This window comes from Lysobacter gummosus (genome assembly GCF_001442805.1).
GTDB classification, from domain to species: Bacteria; Pseudomonadota; Gammaproteobacteria; order Xanthomonadales; family Xanthomonadaceae; genus Lysobacter; species Lysobacter gummosus.
Genome location: NZ_CP011131.1, coordinates 5,877,085 through 5,898,874, shown reverse-complemented (window position 1 = coordinate 5,898,874; position 21,790 = coordinate 5,877,085). Strand labels below are relative to the sequence as shown.

Below are 21,790 nucleotides of genomic sequence, written 5' to 3'. Positions count from 1 at the left end.
CCGACGTTTTCGGCTCCGCGCGGGTCGAAGCCGCGCTGCGGCCGACGGAAGGCGTCGGGCCTGAAGGGCTTCGCCCGAGCGGAAAATACAGCGCGCATGCGTCCCGCTGCAAAAGCGGGGGGCTGAACTCTTGCGGCGACATCGGCGGCTATCTGCGCTGCTTCAAGCCGGCAGGTTTCGATTGGCGCAATAGAGTCACTCTCTATCAGCCCAGATGCTAGCGAGCATGCGTTTCGCCGTAGCGCATCACAAAACCACAGCCGATGTACGCCCTAATACTGTGATCGTCGCGGCGCTCGGCCGTGCGCGCGTGCAGTAGCGTGCTGGCGTCGCCGACCGCGCATTGCGGCACGACGCCGGCATCCGCGCCGCTGCGGCTTCACCCAGTCGCCTGCGCAGATACGCATTCGTTTGCGGCCTACAGGGGGAAATCGCTATGAAACCGTCCATGTTGCTGTGTTCGGCCATCTTGTCGTTGGCGACGGGCTGGGCTCAAGCTGCCGTGCCAGCGCACTACGCCGTCTTCGAGATGGATGCACAGGGCCAAGCCCGGCCGATGTTCTACACCCAGGTGCAGTTGGACGATCCGCAGCGCGATCTGCGCCATCTGCCGCGCTCCGAAGGTGGCCTCGAGCGGGTCGAGTATCGAGTCTCGCGCGCCGGCGTGAGGAGCGCGCAAGTCTATGAAGCCCCAGTGCCGCAATTCCTGCGCGCCGAGTTCGCCCTGGATCCCGAACGTGGTCATGGCCGAGTCGAGTTGCATCGGCCGATGCGCGACCCGCACCGCGCATTCGTGGTGAGGGTTCCGCTGGCGGTCGCAGACGCGATCGAACTCGCCGGGGACGGCGCGGCCAAGGTGGCGCAGCGCTTCGATTTTCGTGAGCTGGCGATCCGTTCCGCGCAGTTGCCGCTCGCAGCGAGCGCACGCAAGGCGATGCCGCTCGCAATCGATGACCAGGCCGATGGGGCCAAGGCTGCCAATTCGGGCAATCGGCTCGACATCCTGGTGCTCGGCGACGGCTACACCAGCGCCGAACAGGCCGCCTTCGCCAATCACGCCGAGGTGATGAAGGCGGGTCTGTTCAACATCAGCCCGTACAAGGATTACCAGAATTTTGTGAACTGGCAGACCGGCTTCGTCGCCTCGAGCCAGTCCGGCGCCGATCATCCGCCCTACCAGGCGGGCTGCACTGGCACAAGTTGCTGCGCCGATGTCGAAGCGCGCAACGATCCGCGTGCGGGAGCCTTCGTCAATACCGCGTTCGATGCGACCTTTTGCACCAACCAACTTCATCGCGCGTTGACTACTCGCTCATCCAAGGTGATGGCTGCGGCGGCCGGATATCCCAATTGGGACAAGGTCATGGTGATGGTCAACGATCCGGTGTATGGCGGCACCGGCGGGGCGGTCTCGACTATTTCCGCGCATACCATTGCCCCATCGATCGCGATCCACGAATTCGGCCACAGCGTGACCGGCCTCGCCGACGAGTACGACTCGGCGTACCCAGGTTTCCCGGCCTGTAGCGATGCCGGAGGCAACGTACCGTGCGAGGCCAACGTCACCAATCAAACCAACGCCAGCCTGGTGAAGTGGCGTAGTTGGTTTACCCCCGGCCTGCCGATCCCGACGCCGGCCGGCACCGCCGGGACCGGGTTGTTCCAGGGCGCGCGTTACCTCACCAGCGGCATGTACCGGCCAGTCGACGCCTGCATGATGCGTGCGCTGGAGCATCCGTTCTGCCCGGTGTGTCGGCAGGAGTACGTGCTCAAGCTCTACCGCGGCGGCTTCGGTTCGCCCGCGGCCGGCATCGATCTGATCGAGCCGGGCACCGAATCGCCGTCGCCGGCCGCGGCGGTGGCGTATGCGCGCGGTACCACCAAACGCTTTTCGGCGGCGTTGTTGCGGCCGAGCATCGGCACGGTCGCGGTGCAGTGGTACCTCGACGGCACCGCGATTCCGGGTGCGACCTCGGCGACCTACGATTTCCGCCAGGACACGGCGACGCCGGCGACGCGCACGCTGGAATTGCGCGTCACCGACAAGACCGCGTTCGTGAGCGCGGCGATGGCCGGTGGTCTGTTGCAGCATTCGCGCAGTTGGTCGATCCGGGTCAATGCGGCGCGGGTGCAGCCGGCGCAGGCGTTGGCGGGGTCGCCGTAGCGTTGGGGCGGGGCAGGGCGCAGCTCGGGCTGCGCCCGCGTCGCGTTGGCATAGGACGCAACGCGCTCACAACACGCGGGCGCAGACCCAGGCATCGACGCGCTGCACGCCCGCGCGCCGCAGCGTTCGCGCGGCGGCGTGCAAGGTGGCGCCGGTGGTCATGACGTCGTCGATCAGCACCACATGCGCGGGAATTGCTGCGGCGCTGCGCCAGGCGAAGGCATCGCGCAGGTTGCGCCGGCGATGCGCGGCGTCCAGGCGCGATTGCGCGGGTGTGTTGCGCAGGCGCAGCAGGGCGTCGTCCAGCAAGGGCAGGCGCAGCTCGCGGGCGAGGGGGCGTGCGAGTTCGAGCGCCTGGTCGTAGCCGCGTTCGCGCAGGCGCGCGCGGTGCAGGGGGATCGGGATGAGGATCGGTGTCGTGGATGACGTAGCGATCGGTGCATTGATTGGCGAGTACGTCCACGATGAATGGCCTCTAGCATCGCCCGCATGCGAATCGCTTTTTGCTGCGTGGAATTCGAGCGGGTCGGCGCCGCTGGCCGGGACGCAGAGCGTTGTCGTGGCCGATGTGCGCGCCGCATCGTTGCGATCATCGAAGCGATGTAGACCGCCAGACTCGAATTTCGCCGCGATGGCTCGCGCCATCATCGTCGCGAGCAGACGGCCCGCGGCCAGATCGCGATGGAACTTGAAGCGCGGCAGCAATCGATCCAGCGGTGCGCGATAGATGCAGGCGGCGTGGACTTCGCTCAGCAAACGCGGGCGGTGCAGGCAGTGGCCGCAGATTGGGGCGATGCTTGCGGCACCGGCACCGGCACCGGCACCGGCGTGGGCGTTGGCTGCTGCTTCGGGCCAAGCGTGCGGCGGGCCGTGAGTGAGCGCATTGTCATCGCCGATGCGCGCACTGGTTTCCCGATGATCAGCGCCATCGACCGTGCCCACGATATGGCTCATCCGCCCAGCGAGCGCCGCCGGAGCCGCCAACGGCAAGGCGCAGGCCAGACAGGCCGTGCCCATCCACGGCCATGCGGCCGCGCAGATCGGACACAGGTCGCGACCGTCGGCGCCGGCCTCGCCGCAGATCAGGCAGCGCGGCGGCCACAGCGACCAGCCCAGGCGGCGCAAGAGTCCGCCGGCGCGCGGCGCGTCTATCGCGGAGGCGGCGAAGGTCATCGGTGCAGCTTGGCTTGCCGTGGGCGCCAGGGCTGTCGGGGGAAGGTGGGGGCGGGCGTCGGGGAAGTCCGCGACTACATTGTTCTGCGGGCGGGCTCGTCGCTCCGGAGCGAAAAGCATCGGGCCTGAAGGCCCTCCCACAAAAGACCTCAGCGGGACGCGGTGAGCGGTCATTCGCTCGGCAATCTGTTTCTGCGCTTTGGTCGGGCTGTTGCTCCGGAGCGGAAAGCATCGGGCCTGCAGGCCCTCCCACATAAAGACTTCGCAGGGGCGCGCACAGGGCGCGGTGGCGGGCCCTGCGCCCGGCCTCGCGACAAATTCCACCCATACGCCCCGCCCAAAGCTGTCAACTCGATCACGGCAGGATCGGTTGACAGCCGGCCGCGCGCTTCCCAGACTGCCGGCTCCGGCCGTCTGGCGGCCGGTCCCCTTTTGCCCGCCGTCAGTGCAGTCCCGCTGGAGCCAGCCCCGGTGCCTATGTCCTCTCCGAGTTCCACTCCGCTCCGCCACGATTGGTCCCGCGCCGAGGTCCGCGCGCTGTTCGATCTGCCGTTCCCCGAGTTGCTGCACCGCGCCGCGAGCGCGCACCGGGAGAATTTCGATCCGACCGAAGTCCAGGTCAGCACCTTGCTGTCGGTCAAGACCGGCGGCTGCCCGGAAGACTGCAGCTACTGCCCGCAGGCCGCGCGCTATCACACCGGCGTGGACGCGACCAAGCTGATGAGCACCGAGGCGGTGCTGGAGAAAGCCAGGCAGGCCAAGGCCGCCGGCGCTTCGCGCTTCTGCATGGGCGCGGCCTGGCGCTCGCCGAAGGACCGCGATATCCCGAAGGTCGCGGCGATGATCCGCGAGGTGAAGGCCCTGGGCCTGGAAACCTGCGCCACCCTGGGCATGTTGTCGGGCGATCAGGCCAAGTCGCTGAAGGCGGCCGGCCTGGACTACTACAACCACAATCTGGACACCGCGCCGGAGTTCTATAACGAGATCATCCACACCCGCGAGTTCCAGGACCGCCTGGACACGCTGGAGCACGTGCGCGATGTCGGCATGAAGACCTGCTGCGGCGGCATCGTCGGCATGGGCGAGTCGCGCGGCCAGCGCGCCGGCCTGCTGCAGACCCTGGCCAACCTGCCGGCGCATCCGGATTCGGTGCCGATCAACCGGCTGGTCCAGGTCGAAGGCACGCCGCTGGCCGGCACGGCCGAGCTGGATCCCTTCGAATTCGTGCGCACCATCGCAGTTGCGCGCCTGCTGATGCCCAAGTCGATGGTCCGCCTGTCGGCCGGACGCGAGGCGATGAGCGACGAACTGCAGGCGCTGTGCTTCCTGGCCGGCGCCAATTCGATCTTCTACGGCGAAAAACTGCTGACCACCGGCAATCCGGATACCGAGCGCGACCTCGCCCTGTTCGACCGCCTGGGCCTCAAGCCGATGCAAATCGTCGAGACCGCCGGCACCGTCCATGCGAGTATTGAGGAACATTCCGAACAGTCCGCCCACACCTGCGCCGCCTGAAGCGGCGGAGCTTCCGCGATGAGCAGCCAGCGAACCCTTTGGCGCGAACGGATTCAAACAGCCCAGGCCCAGCGCGTGGCGAACGCGCGCAGCCGCACCCACCGCGTGGTCACCCATCGCGACGGCGCGCGCTGCGAGGTCGAAGGCCGCTCGCTGGTCAACTTCTGCGGCAACGACTACCTGGGGCTGTCGCAGCATTTCGCTGTGACCAACGCCTTCCAGGATGCGGCGTCGCGCGAAGGGACCGGGGGATTGGCCTCGCATCTGGTCTGCGGCCACCACGCCCAGCATGAAGCGCTCGAGCGCGAACTCGCCGACTGGCTGGGTTCGCCGCGCGCGCTGCTGTTCGGCAGCGGCTTCCTGGCCAATATCGCCGCGGTGCAGGGCCTGCTGGAAGAAGAAGATGTCTGCGTGCAGGACCGTCTCAATCACGCCAGCCTGATCGACGCCGCACGCCTGGCCGGCTGCCGCCTGCGCCGCTATCCGCACGCCGATCCGGAAGGCGCGATCCGGCAACTGCGCAACGTGCCCGACGGCATGGCGATGCTCGCCACCGACGGCGTTTTCAGCATGGACGGCGACATCGCGCCGCTGCGCGACCTGGCCCTGGTGGCGCGCGCGCAGAAAGCGGTGCTGTACGTGGACGACGCGCACGGCGTCGGCGTCATCGGCCCGGACGGGCGCGGCACGGTCGCCGCGGCGCGTCTGTCGGTGCAGGAAGTGCCGTTGCAGCTGGCGACCTTCGGCAAGGCGCTGGGCAGCTATGGCGCGGCCTTGCACGGCGATGCCGACCTGATCGGCCATCTGGCCGAAACCGCGCGCAGCCATCTGTACACCACCGCGTTGCCGCCGGCGCAGGCTGCGGCGACGCGCGCGGCGATCAAGCTCGCCCGCAGCGATCATTGGCGGCGCGAAAAACTCGCCGAGTTGACCGCGCATTTCCGCGAACGCGCGGGCAAGCTCGGTCTGGAACTGCTGCATTCGGGCACGCCGATCCAGCCGGTGATGTGCGGCGACGATCGCCGCGCGCTGGCGATGGCGCAGGCCCTGGAGCAACAAGGGTACTGGGTCGCCGCGATCCGTCCGCCGACCGTGCCCGAAGGCCGCGCGCGTTTGCGCGTGACTTTCTCGGCCCTGCACACGCGCGAACAGGTCGATGGCCTGATCGAAGCGCTGGCGCGCGCGGCCGAACGCGTGGCGATCGAACGCAGCGACAGCGGCGCGGCCGCGCCGGCCACCGCGGCGCGATGAGCGCCGGGCCGTCTTCGACGTCGGACGCGGGCGCGGCGGCTGGATCGATCGCGCAAACCGATCTGGCGCAGATGCTGGCCGGCCTGCAGGTCGATGTGCGCGAAGGCGAGTACGTTTACGCGAGCACGTCCGATGCGCGCTCGCCCTTGCGCGAGCTCGCCTTGGCGACGGTGACCGAGAACGAAGGCCTGACCTGCGTGCTGCGCCGCGCCGATGCCGACGCGCATGGCGTGAAGTACGACTTCGTCGCCGCGTGGCTGACCTTGCGTGTGCATTCGGCGCTGGAAGCGGTGGGTCTGACCGCGGCGTTCTCGCGCGCGCTGACCCGGCACGGCATTCCGTGCAACGTATTGGCCGGGTTCTATCACGATCATTTGCTGGTGCCGGCGGATCGCTGCGACGAAGCGTTGGCGGCGTTGCATTCCTTGCGCGGTGAGGCGGGGGTATGAGGAGGCACGATTCGGGACGACGTTGCGATTCGGGCCTGAGTTACGTTTCAGGCCTGAGCTACGACTCGTGCCGGAGCCGATGAACTTCTTCCGCCGGGCCACCCTCCTACCGTCATTCCCGCGAACGCGGGAATCCAGTGACTTTGACGGTACTCGCACGAAAGTCGCTGGACTCCCGCATTCGCGGGAATGACGGCAAAAAACCACGGCAAGAACATAAGCGCGAAGCCGATAGAACCGACACAGCCATCGCCGCTTCGCAGACACGCAACACCCAGCTCAGCACCAACGCACCGCAGTACGGACCTCCTTCCCCCATGTACATCCAAACCACCGGCGCCTCCCCCGACAGCGGACGCCCGGCCATCGCCCTGATCCACGGCTGGGCCATGCACGGCGGCCTGTTCGCGTCGCTGGTCGAACGCCTGGCCGCGCATTACACCGTGCACCTGATCGATCTGCCCGGCCACGGCTACGCGCGCGAGGACGCCACCGCGCTCGATCCCAAGGCGCTCGCGGCGGATCTGGTCGAGCGCATCCCCGATGCCTACTGGCTGGGCTGGTCGCTCGGCGGTCAGGTCGCGCTGCGCGCCGGACTGGATCATCCGCGCAGCGTGCGCGGCCTGGTCCTGATCGCGTCCTCGCCGCGCTTCGTGGTCGGGACCGACTGGCCGCACGGCGTGTCGCCGGATCTGTTCCGCAATTTCGGCGAGGCCTTGCAGCGCGATTTCCGCGGCACGCTGGAAGGCTTCCTGGCCCTGGAAGCGCTGGGCTCGCCCAGCGCGCAGGACGAACTGCGCCATCTCAAGCAACAAGCCTTCGAACGCGGCGAACCGGCCGAACGCGCGCTGCACGAAGGCCTGACCTTGCTGGACGAATTCGACGTGCGCGAGGAACTGCCCAATCTGCAAGTGCCCAGCCTGTGGATTTCCGGACGCCGCGACCGACTGGTGCCCTCCGGGGCGATGCCGGCCGCCGCCGCGCTGGCGCCGCGCGGCCGCAGCGTGGTGATCGCCCAGGCCGGCCACGCGCCGTTTCTCGGCGCGACCGACGAAGTCGCGCAGACCATCGAGGCCTTCGTCGAGGCGGCGCAAGCCCAGTCGGGCGCGGCGTGATACCACTGCGGCGATGACGCCGACGCATTCGAATCCGCTCCGCGCGCGCACCCGCCGCGCATGAATCCCCTACACAGCAACAGGCAAGCCCGAAGTCCATGACCGATCTGTTCGACCACCGCCAGGTTCGCCGCTCGTTCTCGCGCGCCGCGCACGGCTACGACAGTGCCGCCGCGCTGCAGCGCGAAGTCGGCGCGCGTTTGTCGGAGACCCTGGATTACCTCGACGATCGCGCGCCCGAAGTCGTGCTCGATGTCGGCTGCGGCCCCGGCCATCTGAGCGCGGCGATGCAGAAGCGCTGGCCGCGCGCGCAGGTGATCGCGCTGGATCTGGCCGTGCCGATGCTGCGCGAGGCGCGCACGCATTTCGGCGAAGGCGGCTGGCGCCCGCGCCTGCTCGGTGGCGCGCGCCGGCCGGACGTGGTCTGCGCCGACGCGCGCGCGCTGCCGCTGCGCGACTCCAGCGTCGATGTGCTGTTCTCGAACCTGTGCCTGCAATGGGTGGAAGACCTGCCGGCGGTGTTCGCCGGTTTCCGCCGCGTGCTCAAGCCCGGCGGACTGTTGCTGATATCGACCTTCGGCCCGGACACCTTGTTCGAACTGCGCGGCGCCTTCGCCGAAGCCGACGCGGCGCCGCACGTGAGCCTGTTTCCGTCGATCGCCCAGTTCGGCGATGCCCTGATCGCGTCCGGGTTCAAGAATCCGGTGCTCGATCGCGACGAGTTCACCCTCGGTCATCCCGACCTGGGCCATCTGATGCGCGAACTGCGCACGCTCGGCGCGACCAATGCGATGGTCACGCGCCGGCGCAGCCTGACCGGGCGCGCGCGCTTCGCCCGCGCCGCGCAGGCCTACGAGCCGCTGCGCGATGCGCGCGGCCAGCTGCCGGCGACCTGGGAAGTCATCTACGCCCACGCCTGGGGCCCGGAGCCGGGCACGCCGATCCGGGTCGGCGGCATCGACGAGGTGCAGGTGCCGGCGTCGAGCATCCGCGTCCGGCAGCGTCCATGAGCGCCAGCCGCCAGGCCTTGTGGGCGGTGTCGATCGCACTGGCTTCGGCGCTGTTCTTCACCTGCACCTACGTGCTCAACCGCGCCGCCGCCAACGCTGGCGGGCATTGGGCCTGGACCGCGGCGCTGCGCTATCTGTTCACTCTGCCGATGCTGCTGGTGGCGATGCCGCTGCTGGGCGGCGTGCGGCCGGTGTGGCGGGCGATCCGCGCCCATCCCGGGCCGTGGCTGCTGTGGAGCGGGATCGGCTTCGTGCTGTTCTACCTCTGCCTGAGCTACGCCGCCTCCAGCGGGCCGTCGTGGCTGGTGGCCGGCACCTTTCAGCTGACCGTGATCGCCGGAATGCTGTGCGCGCCGTTTCTGTACCGCGACGCGCGCGCGCGGATTCCGCTGCCGGCGCTGGCGACCGGCGCGGTGATCGTGGCCGGCGTGCTGTTGCTGCAACTCGGCCACGGCGGCGGGCGGCTGGATCGCGCCGGCTGGATCGCCCTGGTCTGCGTGGCGATCGGCGCGGTGGCTTATCCGCTGGGCAATCGCGGCCTGCTGCTGCATCTGGAAAAGACCGGGACCGAGCTCAACGCCACCCAGCGCGTGTTCGGCATGACCCTGGCCAGCCAGCCGCTGTGGTGGGCGGTGGCGTTGTACGCCGGGATCGAAGCGGGCCCGCCGCCGACCGGCCAGGTGGCCCTGGCCGCGGGCGTGGCGCTGGGCGCCGGGGTGATCGCGACGGTGCTGTTCTTCCAGGCCACCGGCATGGTCCGCAACGATCCGACCGCGCTGGCTGCGGCCGAGGCCATGCAGGCGGCGGAAATCCTGTTCGCCACCGTGATCGGCGCGCTGTGGCTCGGCGAAGCCTGGCCGCAGGGCCGCGCGCTGGCCGGCGCCTGTGTGGTGATGCTCGGGATCGTCGCATTCAGCGTCGTCGCCGCGCGCGCGGCGGCGGGCAACGATCGCAGGGTGAAGGAATTGCGCAGCGATCGCGGCGGTTGAATCAAAACCACGCTTCCCACCCTCAATCGAAACGACGGCTCCCGCCTGAATCGAAACGACGGCTCCCCCCCTGAATCGAAACGACGGTTCCCCCTTTGAAAAAGGGGGGCCAGGGGGGATTTGCTTTTGCTCTGAAAGCGCTCCTCGCCCCTGCCTGAACTTGGCGCGTCTTCGTTGGGGGCGAGCAAGAGCAAATCCCCCCTAACCCCCCTTTTTCAAAGGGGGGAAGCCGGTGGGTGAGGGTGTTGGGTCTGCCGGGACGCCGATTGCGCCTCGATCCATCATCCCGCCCGCGCCTACTCCGGCTAGACTTCAACGCTCATTCTCGCGGGGGCGGACCTGGGTATGCGCAAGGCCCTGTGGGCGCTGATGGTCGCGTTGGCCTGCCTGTGCGCGCCGGCCGCGGCGCAGTCGCTGAAGGTCGAGGTGTTGATGACCGACACCGACCTGCAGACGCCGCCGGTGGGCGCGCCGGTGATGCGCAGCCTGACCGCCGAGCGTCCCGACGACGTCATCCGCTTCAGCCTGCCGCGCCGCTCGGAGGGCTATTGGCTGCGCCTGACCAGCCAACGCTCGATCAAGCCCGGCGACGGCCTGATGCTGGTGGTGCGCGGCTCGCGCGCGATGGGGCCGCTGCTGTACTACCCGCCGGGCGCCGCCCACTTGCGTGAAATTCAGGACGCCGAACGCGGTGGCGTGCCGCTGATGCGGCGCGGCTGGGTGCTGTCGCTGCCCAACGGCTGGCCGACTTCGACCGTGGCCTATGTGCGCATCAAGGGCCGCGCGGCGATGAGCGAAATCCGCCTGTCGTTCGCGAGCATTCCCGAACTGGCCCGACAGGAGCGCGGCGACGCGCGCTTCATGGCCGCCGCCTTCACCGCGATGATGCTGATGGCGGTGGCGATGGTCGGCGTGTGGGTGGCGTTCCGCGACTTCGTCTACCTGGGCTACGGCGCCTATCTGGGCTGCATGGCCACCTACCTGCTGCTGCGATCGGGCGACGCCTCGGAAATGTGGGGGCTGGCCGGCATGGCCAGCGAGCCGGCGGTGGCCTGGGCGCTGGCGACCCTGGCGACGATCTTCCAGCTCGGCTTCAGCCTGCGCTTTCTCGACCTGCCGCGATTGATGCCGCGTACCGCCTGGGTGCTGCGCAGCATCCAGTGGGCGAACATGTTCTGGCTGCTGGTTCTGGTGCTGCTGCGCGAACACGTCTACGGCTGGTGGTACATCGGCGGCAATGTGCTGTTGCTGCTGGGCGTGCCGCTGATGCTGGTGATCGCGGTGGTGGCCTGGCGCAAGGGCGCGCCCTACGCCGGCTATTACCTGCTGGGCTGGACGCCGATGCTGGTGCTGGCCGCCGCGCTGGCGGCGAATATCCTGGGCCTGCAGGACGCCGAATGGGCCGAACGCGGCCTGGCCCTGACCGCGGTGCTGGAATCGGCGGTGCTGGCGCTGGCCCTGAGCCAGCACGCCGCCAACCGCCATCGCATCGTGCTGCTGGCGCGGCAGTCGGTCGAACGCGATCCGCTCACCGGCGCGCTCAACGCCCAGGTGCTGGAGCAGATGCTGGAAGCCTGGTCCTCGCCGGGCAGCCTCAACGTCAACACCTACGGCCTGCTGCTGGTGGACCTGGACGGCTTCGGCGAGGTCAACGCCCGCTACGGCCGCGCGGTCGGCGACGCGCTGCTGCAACAGGCCCTGTCGCGCATGCGCGGGGTGCTGAGCCCGGACGACACCATCGCGCGCATGGAGGGCGATTGCTTCGGCATCGTCAGCGAATGCGAACGCGGCGAATGCGAGCTGCTGGCGCGGCGCATCGGCGAGACCTTCGCCCAGCGTCCGTTCCGCATCGACGGCCACGAAATCACCATCAGCGTCAGCATCGGCCTGGCCATGTCGCAACGCGGCGAGCAGGTGCCGGCGCTGTTCGAGCGCGCGCGCTTCGCCCTGCGCAACGCCACCGCCGCCGGCCGCAACGCGGTCAGCGTGGCGCAGAGCGGCAGCCGCGATATCGCGGTGGTGCTGCAGGCCGAGTAAGCGTCCGCGGCATCGGTATCGGCCGTCGTCCGAGCATCGGTCTGAACATTCGGCCGAGGCCGGAGGGCATCGATTCGATGCCACGCATCCGCCTTGGCGCACCTCGGGCCGGAGCGGAATCCTCACGCCGCGCTAACGCGGCTGAGCGGGATTCGAGTTTTAGCTGAACATCGCCGCCGCCGCGCCGCGTCTTCACCTGCATTGCATCCGCCAGGGCCTAGCGTGGGCTCACGGACGCGTTTGGCGTTTTAAGGCAAGTCGATGCAAGCCATGAGCAGACACGAGGAAACGCAAGTCGGCAGCGCCGTCGCGCAGGCGATCGACCCCGACGAGTACCGCGAACATTTCCACCGTGAGTTCCGTTTCGCCGCGTATTACAGCGCCGGTCGCGAATGGCCCGATTACGAGCCGGCCTATCGCTACGGTTACGACAGTTTTCTGCATTGCGGCGGACGCCGCTTCGAGGAGGTCGAGGACGAACTGGCGCGCGACTGGACCCATTGCCGGGCCGCATCGCGACTGCACTGGACCGAAGCGCGCGAGGCGGTGCGCGACGGTTGGCACCACATCGAGCGCAATCTGCCCCACGCGCTCGACCGGCCGGAGCGCTGACAACCCGCGCACCGGCTCCGCTCCCTAGGTCTCTCTCCCTCGGGGAGTCAACTGGTCGCCCGCTTTGGGCGACCTTTTTTTTGCCGGGATTGGGGATTCGGGATTCGCAAAAGCGGGAACCGGTAATTGCGCTGTTTGGCTTTTGCCAATCCCGGATCCCCAATCCCGAATCCCGGCTTGGTAGCATTCCCCTCCCACCGAACGAGGCCGACTCATGGCCGACACCCCCGACAAGCCCAGCCGCGATCAAGCCGAAGCCGCGGTCCGCACTCTGCTGGCCTGGGCCGGCGAAGATCCCGCCCGCGAAGGTCTGCTGGACACGCCCAAGCGCGTGGTCGAGGCCTACGGCGACTGGTTCAGCGGCTACGACGACGATCCGCGCGAGTACCTGGCGCGCACGTTCGAGGAAGTCGCCGGCTACGACGAGATGATCGTGTTGCGCGACATCGAGTTCGAAAGCCATTGCGAGCACCACATGGCGCCGATCATCGGCAAGGCCCACGTCGGCTATCTGCCCAACGGCAAGGTCGTGGGCATCAGCAAGCTGGCGCGCGTGGTCGAGACTTATGCGCGGCGCTTCCAGGTGCAGGAAAAGATGACCGCGCAGATCGCGCAATCGATCCAGGACGTGCTGCAGCCGCTCGGCGTGGGCGTGGTGATCGAAGGCGCGCACGAATGCATGACCACCCGCGGCGTGCACAAGCGCGGCGTGAGCATGATCACCTCGAAGATGCTCGGCATGTTCCGCGACGACGCGCGCACGCGCGCGGAGTTCCTGCGGTTCATCGACGTGGGTCCGGGGCGCTGATCCTGCTTCTGCTCCCTCTCCCGCTTGCCACTCAAGGTGACTTCCTTCGGGCGCGGGGTGAGGGGGCGCTGCTTGCGAGCCACTGGCTCGCGCGCCCACGAACGCTCAAACGCTATGCGTTTGAGCCGGGGTGGGGTTGGGGTGAGGGCTCGCGACGTAGCAACTTGCGTCGCAACTGATAGCTCGCGCGCCCTCATCCGCCCTGTCGGGCACCTTCTCCCGCAAGCGGGAGAAGGGAACATCAAGAGCGCTTCCGCTCAGTTCCTCAGCCGAACTTCGCCAGCTTCGAATCGCTGCGCACCGCCACCGGCGCGCGCTCGCTGAGCAGCGACACGATGCCCGCCGCCGCCTCGCGCCCTTCGAACGCCGCAGTTACCACCAGGTCCGCGCCGCGCACCGCATCGCCGCCGGCGAACACCTTCGGATTCGTGGTCTGGTACGGCAAGCCCGTCGCCGTCTTGCGCTTGGTCGCGCAGCTGCCGGAGGTCGCCAGCACCTTGATGCGGCCGTTGTCGGCCAGCTCGATGCCCTGCTGCGCCAGCCACGCCGGCGGGTCGGGCTGGAAGCCGAAGGCGATGATGACCACGTCGGCGTCCAGCACCGATTCGCTGCCTTCGACGATTTCCGCGCGCTGGCGGCCGCGCGCGTCCGGCGGCCCCAGGCGGGTTTCGGCCACGCGCACGGCGCCGACGGAGGTGCCGTCGCCGAGCAGTTCCAGCGGCTGGCGGTTGAACAGGAACTCCACGCCTTCCTCGCGCGCGTTGGCGACTTCGCGCGCCGAGCCGGGCATGTTGGCCTCATCGCGGCGGTACACGCAGCGCACCTGCGCCGCGCCCATGCGCACGGCGCTGCGCACGCAGTCCATGCCGGTGTCGCCGCCGCCGAGCACGATCACGCGCTTGCCGCGCAGGTCCGGCAGTTCCAGCTGATCTTCCCAGCCGGCGATCGGCGCCGAGCGCAGGGTCTCGCCGTCGCCGTGCACGACGCGGCCGTTCTGCACCAGGAACGGCAGCGCCGGCAGCACGTTGCGCAGGTCCTGGCCGGGCAGGCCACCGTCGGTGTAACGGTACGAACCCAGGCCCAGGAACACCGCGTCGAATTCTTCGATCAATGCATCCAGGCTGATGTCGCGGCCGATCTCGACGCCGAGGCGGAACTGCACGCCCATGCCTTCGAGCACCTCGCGGCGTTGAACCATCACCGATTTTTCGAGCTTGAAGCTCGGAATGCCGAAATGCAGCAAGCCGCCGATGGCTTCGTAACGGTCGAAAACCACCGCCTGGATGCCGGCGCGCGCCAGCCGGTCCGCGCACGACAGGCCCGCCGGCCCGGCGCCGACCACGGCGACGCGGTGGCCGCTGGCCTTGACCGTGGACAGGTCCGGGCGCCAGCCGTCGGCGAGCGCGTTATCGACGATGTATTTCTCGACCGCGCCGATGGTGACCGCGCCGAAGCCGTCGTTGAGCGTGCAGCTGCCTTCGCACAGGCGGTCCTGCGGGCATACGCGGCCGCAGACTTCGGGCAGCGGATTGGTTTCGTGGCACAGCGCCGCGGCTTCGTGCAGGCGGCCTTCGCGCGCCAGTTCCAGCCATTGCGGGATGTAGTTGTGCAGCGGGCAGGCCCAGCCGCAGTACGGGTTGCCGCAGTCCAGGCAGCGGCCGGCCTGTTTCTTGGCTTCGACGTCGCCGAAGCGGCCGTAGAGTTCGCCCCAGTCGCCGTTGAGGCGCAGTTGCAGGGGGATGCGCGAGGGCATCTCGCGCGGGGCGTCGCGGAATTGGAAGACTGGCTTCTTGCTCATTGCTGCGGGCCCGGTTGGCGTTGTCGATGTGTGGTGATGGCGTTAAGAGCAACGGCCAAAGCGAATCCCCCCTGGCCCCCCTTTTTCAAAGGGGGGAACCCGGTCGGTTTTACCGTCGGGATCTGGGAATGCTCGCTTGGGTGCTGAATTCGCGTAATTCCAATCATCGTCGTCACCGTCACCACATCAGCCTTTGCCGTTCCCCCCTTTGAAAAAGGGGGGCAGGGGGGATTCGCTTTTGCCCTTGCTCCAACCAAGCCCCCCATCACGCCGCACTCCTCAACGTTTCCGCCAGCGACTCCAGACTCGCCGCCTTCGGCTTCACCAGCCAGAACTTGCCCAGGTAATCGCGCATCTCATCCAGAATCCGTCGCGCCCACACGCTGCCGGTCAACGCCACGTGCGTTTCCAGCAGGTCGTGCAGGTGCGAGCGGTGATGCTCGAAACCGTCGGCGGAGATACGCAGGATGTCGATCAGCTCGTGGTTGTAGCGGTCGACGAAATCGCGATCGACATCGAGCACGTAGGCCATGCCGCCGGTGAAGCCGGCGCCGAAGTTCAGCCCGGTGCGGCCCAGCACCGCGACCACGCCGCCGGTCATGTATTCGCAGCAGTGATCGCCGGCGCCTTCCACCACCGCGGTCGCGCCGGAATTGCGCACGCCGAAACGCTCGCCGGCGCGGCCGGCCGCGTACAGCTCGCCGCCGGTGGCGCCGTACAGACAGGTGTTGCCGAGAATCGGCGTCTCGTTGGCGACGTACCGCGCGCCGGCCGGCGGACGCAGCACGATGCGCCCGCCCGCCATGCCCTTGCCGACGTAGTCGTTGGCTTCGCCCGACAGTTCGAAGTGCAGGCCGCCGGCCTGGAACGCGCCGAAGCTCTGCCCGGCGGTGCCGTTGAAGCGCAGGGTGATCGGCGCGTCGTTCATGCCGCGATCGCCGTGGGCGCGGGCGATGCGCCCGGACAGGCGCGCGCCGATGCTGCGGTCGGTGTTGCGGATCTTGTAGCTGAAATCGCCGCCGGACTTGTTTGCGATTACTTCGGCCAGTTCGGCTTCCAGTTGCGCCGACAGACCGTCGGGTTCCGCCGCCGGCGCCGGCATGCCGCAATGGCCGCCGTGGGCCAGGCCCGATCCGGCCAGCAGCGGCGACAGGTCCAGGCGTTGCTGGCGCGCGCTGTCGCCTTCGCTTTGCTTGAGCAGATCGGTGCGGCCGACGATTTCGCCGAGCGTGCGCACGCCCATCGAGGCCAGCCAATGCCGCACTTCCTCGGCCAGCAGGCGGAAGAAGTTCTCCACGCGCTCGGGCAGGCCGGTGAAATGATCGCGGCGCAGGCCGGCGTCCTGGGTGGCGACGCCGGTGGCGCAATTGTTGAGATGGCAGATGCGCAGGTACTTGCAGCCCAGCGCGATCATCGGAGCGGTGCCGAAGCCGAAGCTCTCCGCGCCCAGCAGCGCGGCCTTGATCACGTCCAGCCCGCTCTTCAGGCCGCCATCGGTTTGAAGAATCACCCGGTCGCGCAGATCGTTGGCGATCAGGGCCTGGCGCGCTTCGGCCAGTCCCAGTTCCCACGGCGTGCCGGCGTAGCGGATCGACGACAGCGGGCTGGCGCCGGTGCCGCCGTCGTGGCCCGACACCGTGACCAGATCGGCGCCGGCTTTCGCGACGCCGGTGGCGATGGTGCCCACGCCCGCGTGCGACACCAGCTTGACCGAGATCAGCGCCTGCGGATTGACCTGGCGCAGGTCGTGGATCAACTGCGCGAGGTCTTCGATCGAATAGATGTCGTGATGCGGCGGCGGCGAAATCAGGCCGATGCCGGGCATCGCGTAGCGCAGGCGCGCGATCAGTTCGTTGACCTTGTGCCCGGGCAGCTGGCCGCCTTCGCCGGGCTTGGCGCCCTGGGCGATCTTGATCTGCAGCACTTCGGCGTTGACCAGATACTCCGGCGTCACGCCGAAACGGCCCGAGGCGATCTGCTTGATCTTCGAGACCTTGTCGCTGCGATAACGCGCCGGGTCTTCGCCGCCCTCGCCCGAATTGGAGCGTCCGCCCAGACGGTTCATCGCGATCGCCAGCGCTTCGTGCGCTTCGGGCGACAGCGCGCCCAGGCTCATCGCCGCCGAATCGAAGCGACGCACGATGTCGGCGACCGGCTCGACTTCCTCGATCGCGATCGCCTTGGCCGGATCGGCGTTGAGTTCCAGCAGATCGCGCAGCGCCGCGGTCGGGCGTTCGTTGACCGCCTCGGCGTAGTGCTGCCAGTCGCTCCACTCGCCGCTGGCGACCGCGCGCTGCAGGCGCGTGACCACGTCGGGATTGAACAGGTGGTATTCGCCGCCCGGCGTGTACTTCAGCAGGCCGCCGATCTCGGGCAGGCGATTGGCGTCCCAGCCGATGTCGGCCAGGGTCTGGTTGTCTTGCTGCAACAGCTCGAAGCCGGCGCCGGCGATGCGCGAAGGCGCGCCGGTGAAGCACATATCGACGACTTCCTTGTCCAGGCCGATGATCTCGAACAACTGCGCGCCGCGATAGCTGCCGATGGTGGCGATGCCCATCTTCGAGATGATCTTCAGCAGGCCCTTCTTGATCGCGCGGCGGTAGCTGCGGCCGATCTGCGCGGCCTCGCCGTGCTTGGTGCGCAGGATGCCGCGCGCGCCCAGGTCGTGCAGGGTCTGGTAGGCCAGGTACGGATACACCGCGGTCGCGCCGAAGCCGATCAGGCAGGCGAAATGATGCGGGTCGCGCGCGGTGCCGGTCTCGATGATCAGATTGGCCTCGCAGCGCAGGCCGACCCGGGTCAGGTGCTGGTGGATCGCGCCGGTGGCGAGCAGCGCATGCATCATCAGCGCGTCGCGGCGCGGACGCCGGTCGGTGACGATCAGCAGCACGTTGCCGTCGCGCGTGGCTTGCTCGGCCTGCGCGCACAGCCGCAGCAGCGCGGCCTTGAGGCCTTCGGCGGCGGTGTAGTTCAGGTCGATGTAGTGGTGCGACTGATCGTACGGCGCCATCGACAGCAATTGGCGCAGCTTGCGCTGGGCGAGCACCGGCGAATTCAGATGGATGTGGCCGACGTTGCCCGGGCCATCGACGAAGACATTGCCCTCGCGCCCGATCTGGGTCGCCAGCGACATCACGCAATCCTCGCGCAACGGGTCCATCGGCGGATTGGTGACCTGGGCGAAGGCCTGGCGGAAGTGGTCGTACAGCGGCCGCACCTGTTGCGACAGCACCGCCATCGGCACGTCGTCGCCCATCGAGCCGGTGGCTTCCTGTTCGATCTCGGCCAACGGGCGCAGCACCTGCTCGCGTTCTTCGCGGGTCAGCTGGAACAGCTTCTGGAAACCGGCCAGGGTTTCGTGATCGAACGGTTCGGCGGCCAGATTCGGATCGATCAGCTCGCTGTGCAGGTAGGTCATGCCCTGCTTGAGCCAGCGCTTGTACGGCGCGCGCGCGCGGTTGATGCGGTCGATGGCTTCCGAGTCGAGCAGCTCGCCCTGGTACAGGTCGGCGGCGATCATCTCGCCCGGGCCGAGCTTGCCCTTGGCTTCGATCTCTTCCACCGGCAGTTCCCACACTCCGGCCTCGGAAGCGATCAGGAAGTGGCGGTCGCGCGAGCGCAGCCAGCGCGCCGGGCGCAGGCCGTTGCGGTCGAGCGTGCAGGCGGCGTAGCGGCCGTCGCAGGTGACGATGCCGGCCGGGCCGTCCCACGGCTCGGTGTTGAGCGCGTAGTACTCATAGAACGCGGCCAGGTCGGCGTCCTTGTATTCCAGCGACTGGGTCGCCGGCGGAATCAGGATGCGCATGGCCTTGAGCAGGTCCATGCCGCCGGCCTGCAGCACTTCCAGCATGTTGTCCAGGCTCTGCGAATCCGAGCCGTCGGTGCTGACGACCTGATCGAACTCGCGCAGGTCCAGGGTCGGCGTGCGCCAGGTGTAGGCGCGCGCCTGCGCCCAGGCGCGGTTGCCGGCGATGGTGTTGATCTCGCCGTTGTGCGCGAGCAGGCGGAACGGCTGCGCCAGCGGCCAGCGCGGCGTGGTGTTGGTGGAGAAGCGCTGGTGGAACACTACCGCGCTGGCGGCCAGCTCGGCGCGCTGCAGGTCCGGATACAGCTGCATCAGCCGGTCCGGCAGCACCATGCCCTTGTAGCCGATGCTGGCCGAGGACAGGCTGACCACATAGAAGTCTTTGATCGCGCGCAGGCGCTGTTCGGCGCGGCGGCGCGCCAGGAACAAGGAGCGCTGGAAGCCGGCCGGATCGAATGGCGCGGCGGCATCGACGAAAATCTGCTCGATGCGCGGCATGGTCTTGCGCGCCAGATCGCCGCAGGCGTCCAGGTTCACCGGCACCACGCGCCAACCGGTCACGCGCATGCCTTCGCTGCGCAGGGTTTCGTTGAGCGTGTCGCGGGCGATGCCGGCCTGGGTGGCGTCGTGCGGCAGGAACACCAGGCCGGCGGCGAAATGCGGGCCCGGGCGGATGTTGGCTTCGCGCGCGATCAGGCGCAAAAACGCGTCGGGATGGCGGATCAGCAGACCGCAGCCGTCGCCGCTGAGGCCGTCGGCGGCGACGCCGCCGCGGTGGGTCATGCGCGAGAGCGCCTCCAGGGCGCGATCGACCAAAGCTCGGCTAGGGCGATCGTCGAGTTGCGCGATCAGTCCGAAACCGCAGCTGTCCCGCTCGTCGCGGGGGTCGTACAAACTTTGTTGCGTGGCTTGCATCGCATCTCCGGACGTGAGTGTTCCGTGGATCGCTAGCTCGCTACCGCCTTCGCGTTGTGGCCTTGCCTGTGTCGCGCCTCTCTCATGGGTTCCGCGGGCGCGCATCCCCTGATGCGGCGACCGTGGAGATCGGCTTCGACGTAATGCTCTGCAACGCGAGTCGTGGTCGCGATATCGCTGTGTCGTTTTGCCGTCGCGCAAGGCGAGTCCGCCACTGGCGCGGGATTTCTCCTGCACCGGCGGTGTAATAACCGAGCGTGTTCCGACTAAAGCACAAATTGTGCGATGCGGCAATTCACCCCGGGGCATGGGAATTGCGGCTCTTGCGCTGGCACGGCTTTGTGAGCGCGTGCGCTCACAAGCGATTTCGTAAGCAAATGATCCGACAGGAAAAATAGTTGCTTCGCGGGGCAATTGGTAACGTCGGAAACCATCGCCGCATGACAATCGTCCATGGCGGGTGCGGGCTCGCGCGCTAGACTGCGCCGATCGGATCATCCTCAGGCCGGCCGCCTACTTCCATGACCTCTGCTTCCGCTCCCGCCCCGGGCGCGCGTCGTGCTGCGCTCGTTTTCATCTTCATCACCGTCCTGATCGATGTGCTGTCGTTCGGCCTGATCATTCCGGTGCTGCCGCATCTGATCGAAAACTTCGTCAACGGCGACACCGCCGTGGCGGCGTGGTGGGTCGGCCTGTTCGGCACGGTGTTCGCGCTGGTCCAGTTCGTGTTCTCGCCGATCCAGGGCAGCCTGTCGGACCGCTTCGGCCGGCGTCCGGTGATCCTGCTGTCGTGCCTGGGGCTGGGCCTGGACTTCCTGCTGATGGCGCTGGTCAACACCCTGCCGCTGCTGCTGATCGGGCGGATCATCTCCGGCATCACCGCGGCCAGCTTCACCACCGCCAACGCCTACATCGCCGACATCACCCCGCCGGAGCAGCGCGCGAAGAGCTTCGGCCTGATCGGCGCGGCGTTCGGCCTGGGCTTCGTGGTCGGGCCGGTGATCGGTGCCTACCTGGGCGAGATCGACCTGCGCCTGCCGTTCTGGTTCTCGGCCAGTCTGGCGCTGCTGAACTTCCTCTACGGCCTGTTCGTGCTGCCCGAATCGTTGCCGCCGGAGCGGCGCAGCAAGCGCTTCGACTGGGCCCACGCCAATCCGTTCGGCGCGCTGGTGCTGCTCAAGCGCTATCCGCAGGTGTTCGGCCTGGCCGCGGTGGTGTTCATCGCCAACATGGCGCACTACGTGTATCCGAGCATTTTCGTGCTGTTCGCCGACTACCAGTACCACTGGGGCCTGCGCGAAGTCGGCTGGGTGCTGTTGGTGGTGGGCGTATGCAACATCATCGTCAACGTGTTCGTGATCGGCCGCATGGTGGCCAAGGTCGGCGAACGGCGCACGCTGCTGATCGGCCTGAGCTGCGGCGTGATCGGCTTCGTCATCTACGGGCTGTCCGACACTGGGCTGTATTTCCTGCTCGGCCTGCCGATCAGCGCCTTGTGGGCGATGGCCGCGCCGGCCACGCAGGCGCTGGTCACGCGCCAGGTCGGGCCCGAAGTGCAGGGCCGCATCCAGGGTTCGCTGATGAGCCTGATCTCGCTGGCCGGCGTGCTGGGCCCGGCGATCTTCGCCGGCAGCTTCGGCTACTTCATCGGCAAGAGCTCGCCGATCCACTTGCCCGGCGCGCCGTGGTTCATCGCCGCGGCCTTGTTGTTCGTCGGCTTGTTGATCGCCTGGCGCTACGCGCGCACGCCGGCGGCGGTGCCGGTCGCCGCCGTGGCCGAGGCCGAAGCGGCGGTCTGAACCGTCGCGGTCCCCACCTGACCGATGGCACAGGTGCGGGCGGGATCGGCGCGGCATCGTCGCGGTGAAGCAGACAGGAGCATCCGCATGCGTGCAGTCATCGTTTCGATCGCGGTCGCCGCGGCGCTGAGCGCCTGCGGCGGCCTGGAATACCGCGACACCAACGCCGCCGTCGATGCGCGGCCCGAATGCGCCAGCGGCCCGTCGCGGCCCGGCGAGACGCCGCCGGGCTGGTGCGAGCGCAAGGTCGAGGCCGTGCGCAGCGACGACAAGAGCGAACCGGTCGATTTCAAGAAGAAGGACGACGGCGGCCGCTGAACCGCGCCCGGCCGCGCGCGTTTTCTTGCCGC

14 protein-coding genes and 2 pseudogenes are annotated in these 21,790 nt (G+C 68.3%); 12 read left to right on the top strand and 4 right to left on the bottom strand.

From position 1 onward, the window contains the following. Positions 1-436 precede the first annotated feature (436 nt). Positions 437-2,164 carry a M64 family metallopeptidase gene (locus tag LG3211_RS23930; protein WP_083512805.1) on the top strand — a complete coding sequence of 576 codons (1,728 nt, stop codon included), beginning with the start codon at positions 437-439 and terminating at the stop codon, positions 2,162-2,164. Positions 2,165-2,230: 66 nt separating this feature from the next. Here the strand turns inward: LG3211_RS23930 and LG3211_RS27180 are convergent. Further along, positions 2,231-2,572, bottom strand: a pseudogene (locus tag LG3211_RS27180) (ComF family protein); the annotation flags it as partial. A gap of 627 nt (positions 2,573-3,199) precedes the next feature. After that, positions 3,200-3,337, bottom strand: a pseudogene (locus LG3211_RS26915) (double zinc ribbon domain-containing protein); the annotation flags it as partial. Between the two features lie 477 nt (positions 3,338-3,814). Here LG3211_RS26915 and bioB point away from each other — a divergent pair. From bioB to folE, 9 genes are all read left to right on the top strand, one after another. Beyond that, entirely contained in the window at positions 3,815-4,852 is a 1,038-nt protein-coding gene (gene bioB / locus LG3211_RS23920) for a biotin synthase BioB (RefSeq protein ID WP_057945042.1), read from the top strand. 18 nt (positions 4,853-4,870) lie between these two features. After that, positions 4,871-6,103: an 8-amino-7-oxononanoate synthase gene (bioF, locus tag LG3211_RS23915; RefSeq protein WP_057945041.1), complete on the top strand. Its 1,233-nt coding sequence runs from the start codon at positions 4,871-4,873 to the stop codon at positions 6,101-6,103. Next, entirely contained in the window at positions 6,100-6,552 is a 453-nt protein-coding gene (locus LG3211_RS23910; protein WP_057945040.1) for an ACT domain-containing protein, read from the top strand. Before bioF ends, LG3211_RS23910 begins: the two co-directional genes overlap by 4 nt. A 317-nt stretch (positions 6,553-6,869) precedes the next feature. Beyond that, positions 6,870-7,667: a pimeloyl-ACP methyl ester esterase BioH gene (gene bioH, locus LG3211_RS23905; RefSeq protein ID WP_057945039.1), complete on the top strand. Its 798-nt coding sequence runs from the start codon at positions 6,870-6,872 to the stop codon at positions 7,665-7,667. A gap of 98 nt (positions 7,668-7,765) precedes the next feature. After that, positions 7,766-8,677, top strand: a complete 912-nt coding sequence (gene bioC / locus LG3211_RS23900) for a malonyl-ACP O-methyltransferase BioC (protein ID WP_057945038.1) — start codon at positions 7,766-7,768, stop codon at positions 8,675-8,677. Then, positions 8,674-9,666, top strand: coding sequence for a multidrug resistance efflux transporter family protein (locus LG3211_RS23895; RefSeq protein ID WP_057945037.1), 993 nt, complete (start codon positions 8,674-8,676; stop codon positions 9,664-9,666). The genes bioC and LG3211_RS23895 overlap by 4 nt, the downstream gene beginning before the upstream one ends. 345 nt (positions 9,667-10,011) lie before the next feature. After that, positions 10,012-11,703, top strand: a complete 1,692-nt coding sequence (locus LG3211_RS23890; RefSeq protein ID WP_057945036.1) for a GGDEF domain-containing protein — start codon at positions 10,012-10,014, stop codon at positions 11,701-11,703. Between the two features lie 270 nt (positions 11,704-11,973). Next, complete coding sequence (locus LG3211_RS23885; protein WP_148649128.1) at positions 11,974-12,315, top strand: hypothetical protein; 342 nt, start codon at positions 11,974-11,976, stop codon at positions 12,313-12,315. A gap of 214 nt (positions 12,316-12,529) precedes the next feature. Then, the gene (gene folE, locus LG3211_RS23880; protein WP_057945034.1) at positions 12,530-13,123 is read left to right on the top strand and encodes a GTP cyclohydrolase I FolE; all 594 of its coding nucleotides are present in this window, start codon (positions 12,530-12,532) and stop codon (positions 13,121-13,123) included. Positions 13,124-13,388: 265 nt separating this feature from the next. Here the strand turns inward: folE and LG3211_RS23875 are convergent, their stop codons facing one another. Further along, a complete protein-coding gene (locus tag LG3211_RS23875) occupies positions 13,389-14,921 on the bottom strand; it encodes an FAD-dependent oxidoreductase (RefSeq protein WP_057945033.1) in 1,533 nt (510 codons plus the stop codon). Positions 14,922-15,186: 265 nt separating this feature from the next. Next, positions 15,187-19,641 carry a glutamate synthase large subunit gene (gene gltB, locus LG3211_RS23870; RefSeq protein ID WP_057945032.1) on the bottom strand — a complete coding sequence of 1,485 codons (4,455 nt, stop codon included), beginning with the start codon at positions 19,639-19,641 and terminating at the stop codon, positions 15,187-15,189. 521 nt (positions 19,642-20,162) lie between these two features. Here gltB and LG3211_RS23865 point away from each other — a divergent pair. Both LG3211_RS23865 and LG3211_RS23860 read left to right on the top strand, forming a co-directional pair. Next, positions 20,163-21,440, top strand: coding sequence for a TCR/Tet family MFS transporter (locus LG3211_RS23865; RefSeq protein ID WP_057945031.1), 1,278 nt, complete (start codon positions 20,163-20,165; stop codon positions 21,438-21,440). 87 nt (positions 21,441-21,527) lie between these two features. After that, positions 21,528-21,758, top strand: coding sequence for a hypothetical protein (locus LG3211_RS23860; RefSeq protein WP_057945030.1), 231 nt, complete (start codon positions 21,528-21,530; stop codon positions 21,756-21,758). Positions 21,759-21,790: the final 32 nt, after the last annotated feature.